Origin of the sequence: Deinococcus sp. Leaf326 (genome assembly GCF_001424185.1) — a bacterium.
In the GTDB taxonomy this organism is placed as follows: Bacteria; Deinococcota; Deinococci; order Deinococcales; family Deinococcaceae; genus Deinococcus.
The window spans coordinates 116,684-130,896 of record NZ_LMOM01000076.1 but is presented as its reverse complement, the minus strand read 5'-3'; the positions used below and the strand labels follow the sequence as shown (position 1 = coordinate 130,896).

Annotated in this window: 10 protein-coding genes; 2 read left to right on the top strand and 8 right to left on the bottom strand. The window is 72.3% G+C overall.

The features are described from left to right. Positions 1 to 72 precede the first annotated feature (72 nt). Positions 73 to 1,206, top strand: coding sequence for a TDT family transporter (locus ASF71_RS19905; protein ID WP_056303359.1), 1,134 nt, complete (start codon positions 73 to 75; stop codon positions 1,204 to 1,206). A gap of 50 nt (positions 1,207 to 1,256) precedes the next feature. Here ASF71_RS19905 and ASF71_RS19900 read toward each other — a convergent pair whose 3' ends face one another. From ASF71_RS19900 to ASF71_RS19875, 6 genes are all read right to left on the bottom strand, one after another. Beyond that, the gene (locus ASF71_RS19900; RefSeq protein ID WP_056303357.1) at positions 1,257 to 2,525 is read right to left on the bottom strand and encodes a VWA domain-containing protein; all 1,269 of its coding nucleotides are present in this window, start codon (positions 2,523 to 2,525) and stop codon (positions 1,257 to 1,259) included. Further along, entirely contained in the window at positions 2,525 to 4,768 is a 2,244-nt protein-coding gene (locus tag ASF71_RS19895) for a DUF5682 family protein (protein WP_056303355.1), read from the bottom strand. Before ASF71_RS19895 ends, ASF71_RS19900 begins: the two co-directional genes overlap by 1 nt. 47 nt (positions 4,769 to 4,815) lie before the next feature. Beyond that, the gene (locus ASF71_RS19890) at positions 4,816 to 5,916 is read right to left on the bottom strand and encodes an AAA family ATPase (protein ID WP_056303353.1); all 1,101 of its coding nucleotides are present in this window, start codon (positions 5,914 to 5,916) and stop codon (positions 4,816 to 4,818) included. 4 nt (positions 5,917 to 5,920) lie between these two features. Continuing rightward, entirely contained in the window at positions 5,921 to 7,375 is a 1,455-nt protein-coding gene (locus ASF71_RS19885; protein WP_056303351.1) for a DUF5691 domain-containing protein, read from the bottom strand. Beyond that, the gene (locus ASF71_RS19880) at positions 7,372 to 8,751 is read right to left on the bottom strand and encodes an SWIM zinc finger family protein (RefSeq protein WP_235514642.1); all 1,380 of its coding nucleotides are present in this window, start codon (positions 8,749 to 8,751) and stop codon (positions 7,372 to 7,374) included. Before ASF71_RS19880 ends, ASF71_RS19885 begins: the two co-directional genes overlap by 4 nt. Before the next feature lie 198 nt (positions 8,752 to 8,949). Continuing rightward, entirely contained in the window at positions 8,950 to 10,179 is a 1,230-nt protein-coding gene (locus ASF71_RS19875) for a YbfB/YjiJ family MFS transporter (RefSeq protein WP_082506234.1), read from the bottom strand. A gap of 92 nt (positions 10,180 to 10,271) precedes the next feature. Between ASF71_RS19875 and ASF71_RS19870 the strand changes: the two genes are divergently transcribed. Continuing rightward, complete coding sequence (locus ASF71_RS19870) at positions 10,272 to 10,751, top strand: hypothetical protein (RefSeq protein WP_056303347.1); 480 nt, start codon at positions 10,272 to 10,274, stop codon at positions 10,749 to 10,751. A gap of 7 nt (positions 10,752 to 10,758) precedes the next feature. On the opposite strand, the gene ASF71_RS19865 is transcribed toward ASF71_RS19870, so the two are convergent. Together ASF71_RS19865 and ASF71_RS19860 are read right to left on the bottom strand one after the other, a co-directional pair. Further along, entirely contained in the window at positions 10,759 to 13,554 is a 2,796-nt protein-coding gene (locus ASF71_RS19865; protein ID WP_056303345.1) for a hypothetical protein, read from the bottom strand. A gap of 290 nt (positions 13,555 to 13,844) precedes the next feature. After that, the gene (locus tag ASF71_RS19860; RefSeq protein ID WP_156372999.1) at positions 13,845 to 14,183 is read right to left on the bottom strand and encodes a hypothetical protein; all 339 of its coding nucleotides are present in this window, start codon (positions 14,181 to 14,183) and stop codon (positions 13,845 to 13,847) included. Positions 14,184 to 14,213 lie beyond the last annotated feature (30 nt).

Here is a 14,213-nt window from a genome sequence, read left to right as displayed (position 1 = left end):
TATATACGTTTTTTGGGCCTATCCTACCAATCCCAATTTGAGTTGATTGCTAAGGCTCCCTATCTTCGGGACATGACCACCTCGCCCTTCGTCGCCCGGCCGGCCCGACTCTCACACGTCGTCCGGGAATTCACGCCCAACTGGTTCACGGCCGTGATGGGCACCGGCATCCTCGCCCTGACGCTGCCGCACCTGTCCCTTCCCGGCGCGGCCCTTCTCGGCGAGGAGCTGTGGTGGTTCAACATGGCCCTGCTCGTGCTGTTCACCGGTCTGTCGGCCACCCGGATGGTCCGCTGTCCCGGCGAGAGTCTGGTCACGCTGCACCACCCGGTCCAGAGCATGTTTCTCGGGGCGGTCCCGATGGGCTTGGCGACGGTCATCAACGGCCTGATCGTGTTCGGCGTGCCGCGCTGGGGCGAGGCGGCGGCGCTGCTGGCACGCGACCTGTGGACCTTCGACGCCCTGCTGTCGGTCGCCGTGGGTCTGCTCGTGCCGTACCTGATGTTTACGCGGCAGGACCACGCCCTGGAGCGCATGACCGGCGTGTGGCTGCTGCCCATCGTGGCCTCGGAAGTCGCGGCCGCGAGCGCCGGCCTGATCGCGCCGCACCTGGAAGTGGGCAGCGCGACCACGCTGGTGTACGCGGGCTACGTGCTGTTCGCGCTCTCGGTCCCCCTGGCGCTGATGGTCATCACGGTGCTCGTGCTGCGGCTGGCGCAGCATAAGCTGCCGGCCCCCGACCTCGCCGTGAGCATGTTCCTGCCCCTGGGACCGTTGGCGACCGGTGCGCTGGCCCTGCTGCAGCTGGGCGAGGCCGCGCCGCGCGTCCTGGCGGCGCAGGGCCTGGGCGCACTCGCGCCGGTCCTCCTGGGCCTGGGCTTGGCCGGCGGCCTGATGCTGTGGGGGTTCGGGGCTTGGTGGCTGGCGACGGCGACCCTGACCACCCTGCGCTTCGCCCGGCGGGGCCTGCCTTTCAATCTCGGCTGGTGGGGCCTGACCTTTCCGCTGGGGGTCTACACGGCCGCGACCTTCGGGCTGGGCAACCTCACCCACCTGGGCGTGTTCACGGCGCTGGGCCAGCTGTTCGTGCTGGCCCTCGCCGCGCTGTGGCTGGTGGTCGCAGGGAGGACCCTCCACGGCGCGTGGCACGGCCACCTGTTCCAGATGCCGCCCCTGTCGCGGGAAACCGGTCTACCTCGGCCCTAACCCTCCCGGTACAGCGGCGGCCCCGGCCAGTGTTCTCCCGGGGCCGCCGCTCAGTTCGCGGCCAGCGGCTCGGACTCGGCTCCGGCCTTTGCCCGCGCCGTCACGATGCCGCGCGCGGCGGCCCACGCGCCGATGTCGGCTCCGCTCAGCGCCGTCGCCATCAGGTCGGGGAAAAAGTCGGGGGTGCAGGCGAAGACGGGAATGCCGTGCGCGGCCAGCTTCGCGGCGTTGTCGTGGTCGTAGCTGGGCGTGCCGTCGTCATCCAGCGCCAGCAGCACGATCACGCGCGCGCCCATCTCCCTGAACTCGTTCAGGCGCCGGATCATCTCGGCGCTGCCGTACCCCTCGTACAGGTCCGAAATCAGGACGAAGGTGTGCTCCTCGGGGTTGGTCAACAAGCCGCGGCAGTAGCGCAGGGCCAGGGGCGTGTCGTTGCCGCCGCCGAGCTGCACGCCGAACAGCACGTCCACCGGGTCGGCGAGGTGGTCGGTGAGGTCCACGACCGCCGTGTCGTACACGACCACGTTCGTCTTGAGGGCCGGCAGGCTCGCCAGTACCGCGCCGAAGATGCCCGCGTACACGACGCTCGACGCCATGCTGCCCGACTGGTCCACGCACAGGGTCACGGCCTTGAGCTGCCGCCGGGCGCGCCCGTAGCCCACCAGCCGCTCAGGAATCACGCTGCGGCGCTCGGGGTCGTAGGTGTGCAGGTTCTTCAGCAGGGTGCGGCCCCAGTCGATCTCATTCTGGCGGGGACGCAGGTTGCGCTGCGAGCGGTTGAGGCTCCCGGTGACGGCGGAACGCAGCGGCTCGGCCAGCCGCGACTGCAACTCATCCACCACCCGCGCCACGACCTGCCGCGCCAGCGCCTTGGCCTGATCCGGCATGGCGTCTTTGAGGCTGATGAGGGTGGCCGCCATGTGTACGTCGGGTTGCAGGTGCTCCAGGAGCTCGGGTTCCAGAAGCATGGTCTTCAGGTTCAGGCGCTCGACCGCGTCCTGCTGCATGACTTGCACCGCCGAACTCGGAAAGAGGTCGCGGACCTCGCCCAGCCACGCGGCGACCGCCGGGGCGCTCTTGCCGAAGCCCACATTGCGGTTCGACTTGCGGCCCTTTTCGGGCCGGCTGGTCTGGATGGCGTAGGGCGCGCCGTCGTATAGCGAGGCCAGCGCGGCGTCGAGGCGGCGGTCGTGCTCGCCCAGTTCGCAGCCGGTGCCGTCGGCGCTCTGGCCGCTGGCGGTTTCGCCGCCCAGCAGCAGTCGCCAGCGGCGCAGGCGTTCGGCGTCGGGGGTCAGGGCAGGGGGGGCTCCTTCGGTCATCAGGCTTCTCCAGTGGAAGGGTTCTCGGCGGGAGTGGCCACGCCCAGCAGGCGCAGGACCACCGGGATCACGCCCGCGCCCAGGTCGTGATTGACCTGCGCGGTCTGCGTCTGGCGCTCCAGGCCGCGCAGATCCTCGCCCAGGATCCGGCGGGCCTGCGGTTCCAGGCGTGACAGGGCGCGGCGTAGGGGGGGCAGCACGTCTCCGAAGGCGTCCGGGTCCAGGCCGACCACCCAGGTGTCGAGTAGGGCCAGCGCCGCCGGGTCGTGGCGCAGCGTCTCGCCGTCCTCGCCGATGAAACCGCCCAGCCACGCGGCCACGTCCAGCGGAGGCGTGCCGGGCGCGAGGGCCTCTACCAGCCGGGCATGCACGCCCCCGGCGTCCAGAATGCCCCGGTCGCGCAGGCGGTTCACGGCGTCGCCGCGCAGCAGCGGCGCGGTGCCGGGCGCGTCCAGCGCGTGCAGGGCCGCGACCCACTCCCCACTCGCCTCCGGGTCGTCGAGGAGCCGCGCCGCCGCGTCGGCCCCCGCGATCTGGCCGTATAGGGTGTGCGCGGCCTCCTCGCTCAGGGCATGGGCGGCGTTGGGCAGCCCGGCGGCGGCGCGGGCCACCAGCGTGCGGAACACGGGGCGCAGGTCGTCGCCCTCACGCGCGCGCACGTCGCCGTAGCGGGCCAGCCGGGCCAGCGGCGGCAACGCGAGCAGGAGCGCGGCCGTGTCGGCGTCGGCGGCACGTTCGCTCAGGCGGGCCAGCGTAAAGTCGGCCGCGCCCGGCAACCCGCACAGCCGCGTGACCTCCAGCAGCGCCGAGAGGGTCCCCAGGTCCGGGGCGCGGCGTGCCTGCGAGGTGGCGGCCGTGTGGGCCGCGCGTACCAGCGTGTTCCCGTACCGGCTCGCCTCGACCAGCCGCACACTGAATTCCGGCTCCCAGCGCAGGGTCCAGGTTTCCTTGAAGGTGCCGCTACCCCGGCTGGCGGCCTCCTTCGCCCAAGGGACGCCCAGAAGGTTCAGGCGGTGAAAGAGCTGCGAGCGCGCCAGCCCCGCGTCCTCCCGCAGGTCGAGCACCTGTTCGCGGGTCGCGGCCTCGCGCTTCAGGCGCAGCCGGGTCAGCGTGGCCGCGAGGTCCTGCTCCAGCGGCACGGCGGGTACGCCTCCGGGCACGCTGCCCAGCGCCTCCCCCACGAACAGTTCTTCCGAGAGCAGGCGCAGCGGCGTGTCGGAATCCCAGGCGAAGACCGCCTGCGTGGCGTCGGTCAGCTCGTCCAGCCCCGCCAGATGCCGGCCGCGCAGGGCCGCCAGGGCTTCGGCCAGCCGCACCGCGTCGATGACCTGGGCGCTCGACGCGTCGAGCCCGCGCGCCCGCAGCAACCGCGCCGAGCGGGTCAGCCAGCGCTCGGAAACCTGCGTCGCCGTGCCGTACAGGTGCGCGTACCAGCCGGGCGAGGTGACTCCCGCGCCGTAGCCGCTCGCCTGCGTGAGCCGCCCGTGCGTCCAGGGCGTGATAGTGAGGGCCACCTTCTCCTTCGGGAGGCCCTTGACCCGCGCCGGGTCGGCCTTCGCCTCGCGGGCCAGCACCTCCTCAGTGAGCGCCGGGGCGTGCCACGCGCCGCACACGACCGCCACGCTGCCTCCCTTCAACGCCGCGCGGATGGTCTGGCGCATCTGGGCCTCGCGGATCAGGTCACGTTCGGAGGTGTGGCCGTCTTCCTCATCTCTCACCGCGGCCATGACCTCGGCGATGGCCGCAAAGACCGCCTCGCCTTCACCGCGCGACTCGACCAGGGCGTCCCACCAGCGCTCGAAGTCGCTGTAGCCGGCCGCCTGGGCCAGCAGCGCGAGGGGATCGGCACGCACTGCGTCGGCAGGCGAGGTGGGGGCAGCTTCGGCGTCGGGATCGGCCTCGGCCGGAACCTCGTCTGCCTTCGGGGCCAGGGTCACGCTGGCCGGCAGGTCCATGAAGGCCACCGGCACGCCGCGCGACAGCGCCCAGCGGATCGCCACGAACTCGGGAGAAAATTCGGCCAGCGGGTAGAACACCGACCGCTCGGGCTGGCCCTGTACGTGGGCCATGACCGCGACGGGCGGCACAAGCGCGGGGTCGTTCAGGAAGGGCAGCAGGCCGTCGGCGTCGACAGGCCCCTCGATGAGCAGCGTGGCGGGTGGGTGGGCATCGAGCGCCCGCGCCACGCTGCGCGCCGAGCCCGGGCCGTGGTGCCGGATGGGAAGGATAGTGAGGTCAGGCATCTAGGCCCCCACCGCCGCCCGGCCTGTTCCGGGTCGCCTCGCCATCCTCAGCTCACTTCCCGGCACGCCGCGTAGAAGTCCTTCCACCCCGCCCGTTTCTTGATCGCGGTTTCCAGGTACTCGTTCCAGACAGCCTGGTCCTGGACGGGGTCCTTCACAACGGCCCCAATGACGCTGGAGGCCACGTCGCGGCTGCTCAGTTCGCCATCGCCGAAGTGGGCAGCCAGCGTCAGGCCGTTGGTCACCACGCTGATGGCCTCGGCCACGCTGAGGCTGCCGCTGGGCGACTTGAGCTTGGTCTTGCCGTCCTCGGTGACGCCCGCACGCAGCTCGCGGAACACGGTCACCACGCGCCGGATCTCGTCCAGCGCCGGGGGCACTTCGGGGAGGCCCAGGCTGCGGCCGAGCGATTCCACGCGCCGGGTCACGATGCTCAGTTCGTCTTCCAGGCTGTCGGGCACGGGCAGAATCACAGTATTGAAGCGGCGCTTGAGGGCGCTCGACAGGTCGTTCACGCCCTTGTCGCGGTTGTTCGCGGTGGCGATCATGTTGAAGCCGCGCACCGCCTGCACCTCGGTGTTCAGCTCGGGCACCGGCAACGTCTTTTCCGACAGGATGGTGATGAGGGTGTCCTGCACGTCGCTCTGCACGCGCGTCAGCTCTTCCAGGCGGGCGATCTTGCCCTCACGCATGGCGTGCATCACCGGACTCTCGACCAGGGCGGCCTCACTCGGCCCCTCGGCCAGCAGGCGGGCGTAGTTCCAGCCGTAGCGGATGGCGTTTTCGTCGGTGCCCGCCGTCCCCTGCACGAGCAGGGTGCTGTCGCCCGAGACGGCCGCCGCGAGGTGCTCGCTCACCCAGCTCTTGGCCGTTCCTGGCACGCCGATGAGCAGCAGGGCCCGGTCGGTCGCCAGAGTCGCCACGGCGATCTCCATGAGGCGCGGCTCGCCCACATACTTCGGGGTGATCTCGGTGTCGCCGGCACGGCCCCCCATCAGGTAGGTCAGGACGGCGCGGGGGCTGAGATTCCATTTCGGCGGGCGCGGGTGGCGGTCGTGCTGCGCGAGGGCGGCGAGTTCGTGCGCGTAGGCGACTTCGGCGTGCTGGCGCAGGACTTCGGGGGCCGTGGTGTTCTGGGTGGGGGTCATGGGGTCACTCCTCGGGGGTCGGCTGGGCCGCCAGGGCGCCGCGCCACTCGCGGCGCAGCTTCAGGGTGTGTTGCAGGTCTCGCCAGGTCTGGAGGGCAGCGTTTTCGCGCGCGGCATGGTCGTGGCGCTGGCGCTCCTCCCAGTCGGCAGGGGTCTGCCAGGTGGGAAGCTTTTTGGGGCGCGGCGGCATCTCGAACGCGGCCGGGGTGGGTGGCGGCACACTCAGGTCGGGCGACAGGGTGCGGCGCAGCAGGGCCGCCAGTTCCCGCGCCTGCCACGTCAGGCCCTCCTGCTGAAAGAGCCCAAGCGTGCGGACCGCCAGCGCCGTTTGCAGGGAGGCCGGTTCGGCCGACAGGTCCAGGCCCGGCGCCTGCGCCGCTTCCAGCATCTTCTCGGCCGACACCCTGGGCTGCCCCGCGAGGTCGCGCAGGCGGGCGCGCGCCGTGTCCGGCGACAGAGGCTCGGGCGTCGGCTCGGGCGGCTCCTGCAACTCGCTCGCCAGCGACCAGTGGTGGTCGCGCGCGGCCTTGTGCAGTTCCTTCCAGCTCAGCTTCAGCGTCTGCAGGATCAGCGGGGTGGGCAGGGCGCCCAGCAGGCGGTGCAGGTCGCCGTCGTCGTACTGTCCGGCCCGCGGCTTGCCCAACGCGGCCGGAAGCTCGAAGGCCCCAAAAGTGACCTTCTTTTTCAGCAGGCCGCTCACCTTGACCGCCTGGGGCAGCAGCGCCAGCAGCTCGTCCTGAAGGGGGCCGGGCAGGTGGCCCAGCAACTGCCGCGCCTGCTTGGCGATCTCGGGCGAGCGGTCGCGCGTCGCCAGTTCCAGCACCGGGCGGTCCTCGGGGCGCAGGTCGCGGCGCACCAGCGCCAGGAGTTCCTTACGGCGGTCGGCTCCCTGCTCGGCCCACAGTTCGGTCAGGTCCTGCACTGCCGTTTCCGGGTCGGCCTGCCGATGCTCCTGCAAGGCAGAGAGGCGCAGGAGCCACGCGAGCCCTTCCTCGGCCTTTTGGGCCTGCCGGTGGCTGGGGTGCAGGTTCAGGGTGGCCCGCGCCCGCGCGTCGGCCAGGGTCCAGATCAGGCGCGTGAAGTCGCCGTTGCGGGCCGAGAGGCTCAGCACCTGCGCGGCGTTCAGCGTCCAGCCACGCACCGCCACGCTCTCCAGCGTCTGTTGGGTCAGGACCGGGTCCATCCCCAGCAACCGGGGCAGCAGGCCGGCCAGCGCGGGCGGCAGCGGGCGCTCCGGGGCCGGCTGTTCGGGGGGAGGCGGCGCGGTGGCCAGCCCCAGCGGCGCTCCGGCGCGGGCGTGCAGGCCCAGCAGGGCGGCGCGGCCAAGCAGCAGGGCCTCGGGCGCGTCGCCGGGAACACTCGCCAGGGCGGGGGCCAGCGCTCCGGTGGGTGCAGGCAGCTCGGCCCGGCTGGTGCCGCGCAGCGCTGCGGCGGCGAGCTCGCGCAGGTCGCGGCTCACGCGCTCACCCCGGCCCCGGCAGGCTCCACCAGGAGGTCTTCCGCGTCGGGTAGGACTTCGGGCGCGGTCTCGGCCGACGCGGCCCCCACCGGCAGGAAACTCTCGCCGTTCCACTCGCCGAAATAGGTCTGTGGCCGCGTCTCGGCCGCCGCCAGCATGGCCCACAGATCATTCGTCTCGACCCGCGCGTCCAGCGGGACGGCGTGCCCCGCCGCGTCGCACAGCTGCGGCGGGTCGAGATTCAGATACGCCGGGCCGACGAAGGCCCCGATCCGCTCCAGCCAGGGGTTCAGCGCCAGGGCCGCCGCGTAGCGGGCCTGCACCGCGGCCAGGGTGCCGCCGGGCAGGGGCAGGCCCGTCTCCTCCGTCACCGTCACCTCGCCCTGCACCACGGCCCGCTGGGCATAGGCCGAGGGCGCGTAGGCCACCGCCGCCGTAAACGGCTGCCCCGAGACCAGCGGCGCGGGCAGCGCCTGTCCGGTCGGCGCAAAGTCCAGCAGCAGGGCCAGCGTCTCTTCCGCGCCCAGCAGCCACGTCCGGCGGACATTCAGTTTGCCTTCCTCTTCCTGTACGCTGCCCAGCGACTGCCAGACCTGCGGAGCGGCGGGGCTCAGGGCCGCGCGGTCCAGCGGGGTCCCCAGCGCCGTCAGGAGGTCGGCGCGTTCGGCGTCCGGCAGCGACTCGCGTCCCCGCCAGCCCTGCGTGAGCAGCCAGAGCCTGCCCAGGTGAGCGGTCAGCGCCTCGCCCGTCTCGCCGTGCAGCAGCCCCGGAATCTGCCGGACGAGCCGCGCCGCGCCGCCCAGCTGGGCGTCCACCAACCGCGCCGCCTGCCGGTCCCAGTCGCCGTAGGGACGGGTGCGGGCGGCCTGAAGGCCCTCGCGCACGAGGTCACTCAGCCACAGTTCGAGGTCCTCGAGACCTGCCGAGCGTTTGCGGTCGCGCGCCGCCTGGGCTTTTTGCTGCGCTTTGGCCTGCGCGGCGGGGTCGGCCGGTTCGTCGCCAGGAGGCTGAGCGGCCTTCTCGGCGCGGGCCACGCGGCCCCCCAGCCACTTGGCGAGGTCGGGCGGCGGCGGCGCCTGCGTCCACTCGCCGCTTCCGGCCGCGTGTAGCAGCAACAGCCCCAGCGCGTGCTTACAGGGAAACTTACGGCTGGGACAGCTGCATTTGCTGGCGAGTTCGGCGCTGCGGCCATCCACGCCCACAAGGTAGGGGTGCGCCCCGCTGCCCTGGCATTCGCCCCACAGCACGTCGCCTTCACGCGCCAGAGTGGGCCACCCGGCGGGGCGGGCGAGTTTCTGCGCGGCTTTGGCACTGCTGCTGTCGGGCGCGAGGGCCAGCGCAGTGTCGGCGGTCAGTTGGTCAATTATCGAGGCCAAGACTTAAACTCCTTTCCTAATTACGTTTACGACGTAATTGTAACAGGTAGATCAGTTCTGCGCAACGCCGCCGCTGCGGCGGGCACAGCGGCCTTCCACCCATAGCACATGTGGGCGGGGCAGGGGGCGCAGTTCCGTGGGAACCCTCCATACCGGCATCCAGCAAAGCTTGAGCTTGACCGGAGAGGCTCCAGGCTTCTACTCTCCGGCCACCACGGCCGGCTGCCAGAAGGCCAGCGCCGCGCCCAGCAGCAGCACGAGCGCCGAGACGCCCAGACCCAGCCGCAGACCCGCCGGGCCGCCGTCGGCCAGCGCGCCCGTGAGCAGCGGCCCCGCGCTCTGAAAGGCCGCGAAGGTAATGGTGTACAGGGCCACCCCCGCGCCCCACTGCGCCGGGCGCAGGCTCTGGCGAATGAGGGCCGTGGTCGAGGCCACGACCGTCAGGGCGGCCACGCCGAACAGCGCCGCCGACAGGAACACGGCCAGGGGGGTGGTCGAGAGCACCGGGAGCGCCGCCCCCGTACCCATCGTCGCCATCAGGATGCCCATCGGTCGCCCCCCCTGGCCCTGCGAGAGCAGCCGCCCCCACAGCAGCGGCGCGGCGACCCCCGCCAGCCCCAGGAGCGCCCAGAACAGCGACACTCCGGCGGTGTCCAGGCCGCCCGCACGCAGGTACGTCACCGAGAAGGTCGTGTAGGCGACGTAACCCAGCCCCGAGCAGGCATAGGCCAGCAGCGAACGCAGCAGCGGCCGCACCTGCGCCAGCCCCAGCCGCCCCGTGTCGGCCCCGGACGGGGGCGTGCGGGTCAGGCCCGCCGCGCGTATGGCAATCACCAGCCCCAGCAGCGACAGCGTCCCCAGCGCCAGCCAGCCGGCCGGCCAACCCCCCGGCCCCAGCCGGCCCAGCAGCGCCGGCAGTCCCAGCCCAGTCAGCAGAATGCCCAGGCTGGCCCCGGCATAGAACACGCTCAGAACCGCGCCCGACTGCCGGGCAGGAGCGCCCGAGGCCACCTGAGCGGCCAGCAGCCCCCCCGACGTGAAGGTCACGGCTCCGCCCAACCCGGTCAGGAAGCGCATGAGCAGCAGCCAGCCCAGCGCGCCGCTGGCCGCCGTCAGGGTGATGGTCAACGCTGTGACGAGCAGCGACGCCGTAAAGGCCAGTCGCGCCCCCCAGCGCCCCAGCAACCGGGGGACCAGCACCGCGCCCAGCAGGTAGCCCAGACCGTTGGCCGTATTCATGACGCCCGCCTGCGTGTAGGTCCAACCCAGCGAGGCGCGCATGGGCGGCAGCAGCAGCGCATAAGAGAACCGGCCGAACCCGAGCGCCACCATTGGCCCCAGGGCAAGGCCCGCAGCCAGCCACACCGGCGACGCCCCGGCCGGCGAAACTACGGCAGGAACAGAGGAAACAGGGTCAGGGGGGGTCATGGACAGGCGCCGGCCTCCGCCGTACCGGGCAGCTTAGCGCGGGCGCGTCCAAGGGCGGACGACGGCTGAGCGCGCCTCCCTATACTGCCGCCATGACTCCGGACACGTCCCTGCCCTGGCCGCCCCTTTCCCCCGTTCTCGTGGACCTCGGCGCGGGGCTGGCGACCACCGGGCCCGGCGGCGTGACCGGGGGCTTCGCGGTCTACCGGTTCGTGCCGTACGGGGCGGCCGTGCGCCAGGGCCTGCCCTCGCCGGTCGTGCCCTGGGCCGCCGACTGGCCGCCGTACCTCGCGGCCACCATCGCCCACTACGTGCCGTTGCCCCTGGCCACCAGCGAGAGCCCGGCCATCGCCCGCGACCTCGGCTTTCAGGAGCGGGACGACCAGAAGCTCCCGGTGCAGCAGGCGGTCTACCGGGGCTGGCCGCTGTACCTCTTCGATCTCGACGTTCCGGGCGGCCCGGCGCGCGGACGGGTTCCCGGCTTCTTCGAGGTCGTGACGCCCGACGTGCCGCCCCTGGCCGACGGAGACGACGAACTTCCCACCTGGCCCAATACCTTCGGCGGTCCTTGAAGGCCGCTCAGCCGAACAGCGCCAGCCCCTCGGTGACGAGGGCACGCAGGTCGCCCGGAACCTCGTCCGTTCCCGGCGACTGAGCCGCGCGCCGGCGCTGGGCGGCGTTGCTGCGCGGGTGGCGCGCCACGACGGCCAGCAGCTTTTCGCCGAAGGCCGGGGCCTCGTACCGCAGGTCGGCCGCCAGCACCAGAAGCACCTCCAGCAACCCGACCTCGTCGCCCAGATCCAGACAGGCCTGCGCGGCCAGACTCAGGGCACGCCGGGCCTCGGGGGTGCGGAACAGGGCGTACTGCGCCTCGGCCTCGGCGATCCACGCCGCCGCCTGAAAGGTCGGATCGGGAAAGGTCTCCAGCGCCGTATGAACCTCGCGCGCCAGCCGGAGCGCCGCGCCGGGCTCGGCAGCCAGAAGTGCGGCGCGCGCCTGAAAGTACACGGCCTTCCCCACCCAGCCCTGAAAACCGCTGCCTTCCAGAGCCCGCTCGGAAGCCCGCGCCGCCTCCCAGATCTCCAGCGGATCGGCCTCCGGATCGTCGAGCTGCACCTCAATGCTCCGCAGTTCCTCGAAGTGCGCATGTTCCGGCTGGCCCCACTGCCGGTGGTAGGCCTGGGCTGCGCGCAGGGCGCCCAGCGCCTCGGCGTACTCGCCCAGATCCTTGAGCATCAGGGCCAGGTTGCCCAGGTACATCGCCTCACGCCCGCCGTCGCCCAGTTGCCGGGCGAGCAGCGCCGCCTGGCGCAGGAACACCGCTGCTTGGCCCCCGCGCCCCTGGTGGCCCAGCGTGACCGCCAGCACGTTGGACGCCCACATCCGTACCCTGAGGGTCAGCGCGTCCGGCGACGCGGCCAGCACCCGGCGGCTCAGGCCCTCGGCGTCGCGGTGGCGACCGCTGCGGAAGGCCAGCCAGGCGCGCTGGGTCTGGAGCGCCAGCCGGAGACCCGGCGAGCCCGTCTGCCCTTCGAGGGTTTCCAGGGCGCGGACGCCCACACTGAACAGCCCGCGGCGCTCGAAATACGTTCCGAGCCGGGACACGAGCAGCAGGTCTTCCTCAGTCGCCCCAGACCCAGGGTCCAGCTCTCCGGGACGCGAGAACTGCCAGCCCAGCGCTATGGCGAGGTTGCCCGCCTCGTCGCGCAGCAGCGGGTCCATGGGATCGAGGCGGCGCAGCAGGTCCAGATGGTGCGCCGCCTGCAGGGTGCGCGCGGCCCCCGATAACGGAAGAATTCCGGCGATCCAGTGGGCCAGGACAGGGAGCACCTGCACGCGGCCGCCCTGCTCCAACAGCAGCCCACTGGCGAGCAGCGCCGCGCGCGCCGGGTCATCCAGGCCAGCCACCTCGCGCGCCGAGGCGGCGCTCCAGTCGGGCAGGCCCGCGAGCCGCGATAGAACCTGCTGCTGCCCAGGCGACAACAGGTCCCAGCTTCTGGCGAGCAGAGGGGCAAGCAGGGTCCCCAGGCCCGGACCCACCACCTGCCCCGACTCGACCGCCGCGTGGACCTGCGCGAGCGACAGGTGCCGGGTCCAGCTGCCCGCGAGCTGCACCGCGAGCGGCAGGCCCTGAAGGCGCCGCACCAGGGCGGCGATGAGCCCGAGGTCGCCCTCCTCGCGCACACGCAGGTCCGGGCCCGCCGCCCGCAGGAACAGCTGCACGGCCGGGTTCTGCGCGAGCAGCAGGTCGGGATCGGTCAGCTCCGGCAGCGGCAGCCCCCCCAGCCTCAGGTGCGCGCGCGCCTCCCACAATGGCGTGCGGCGCGTCAGCAGAATCTGCACGCCCGGCGCGGCGGCCAGCAGCCGGGGCAGGGCCAGCTCCAGACCCGTCACGCCGTCGGCACCGTCCAGCGCCAGCAGCAGGGGAGCGTTCCGGGTGCGGACGTCCAGGGCCAGCGTCAACGCCAGCCAGGGGTCGCCCTGGTCGGGCAGTTGGAGGCCCAGCCCCGAGGCGACGCGCGCAGCCACGTCCAACTCGTCGCGCAGCACTTCCAGGTCCAGGTGCAGCACCTCGCCGCCCAGGTGCTGGCGTTCGAGCAGCACGGTGCCCGCCAACAGACTCTTGCCGCTGCCGCCGGGGCCGCTGACCTGCACCAGCCTCCTCTCGCCCGCCGGCGGCGACGCCAGCCACGCGAGCACCTGACTGACCTCCGCGCCGCGCCCCAGCAGCCGGCCGGGCGGCGCGGCCGCCGGGAACCGGTCCGGCGGCCCGGCGGCCGGCGAGAGGGAACCGTCCAGGTCCAGTTCGCGCCGCGCGTCTCCCAGCTGCCGGTCGAGCAGGCTGCCCGGCAGCGCCAGGGCGTGCAGGCGCCGCAGCAACGACAGGTCCGGGGGCGCCGCGCCGGGGACCGCCAGCACCTGGGCGGCCAGCCGCGCCGCCTCGGCCGGCGAGGGCGCCGCCTCGGCGCGGGCAGTCAGGGCGTACTGCATATCCAGGGCGAGACGCTCACGGGTCGAGAGCACCCACTCGTAGAGTTCCTCGCCCAGCCCTGTCAGCGAGACGCCGTGCAGGAACGCCCCCTGGTACAGGGCCTCCGGGTCGGGGGCCGAGGCGAGTTCGAGCGCGTCGCAGGGCAACTCGGCACGCAGGACGTCTCCGCTCAGCGGGAGGTCCGGCAGACTGGCACGCAGCTTGGCGAGCACGACGCGCATGTTGTTGCCCTGGCTCTGCGCCTCCGGCCAGAACAGCCCACGTAGCCGCTGGCGCTCGGTCGGCCCCTCGATGACGAGGTAGGCCAGCACGAGCAGCGGCAGGCGCTGGGCGAGGTCCGTTCCGTGGAGCCGCAGACCCCCCAGCGTCTGGAGGAACGTCATGCGGCGCTCCCGCACGTCCTGCAGCCAGAGTCACCGTTAGGGGCGGGGAGACCGCGGCACGACATCGGCAGATTCTTCCACGACCCCATGACTCTCCTCCACAACCAAGATCCCTAACAGATATCGCCCGCAGCGCAGCTCTCTGCAGAGCCTACAAGACAGCCGGCCAGTATCCTGAGAGACTTTTCTTTATCTGGTCGGCCCAGTTCTGGTCGGCCCGGTTGTGCCACAAAAAGGCGGCGGAGCAGTTTCCGGATACCCTCCCCGTAGGGGCAAGGCGCCCGGCCGGCTCACAGCAGGCGGTAGCGCAGGTACTCGAGCTCACGGGTCGCCTGGATAAGCACCTCGCGGGCCTGCTCCATTGCCTGAGCTCCCTGCACAAAATCGAGCGCGATGTGGTCGCGGGCCTGCGCCGCGAGGTCGCCGGGTTCGTCGGCGCGTTCACGCAGCAGCGCGGCGACCTGACCGAGCTCGCTGACGACCTCGCCGAGCTGGCGCTGGACTTCCTCCTGGCGCTGGAGCAGACGCCGGATGAGCCTGGAGACGTCGACCCCCTGATCCGGCTGGAGGTCCGTCTCCGCCATTCGGTTCAGGGCCTCGGTCATCTGCCGCTCTCGTTCGTCTCCCATGCGGCGTTGAATCTATCTTCATAAATTGGG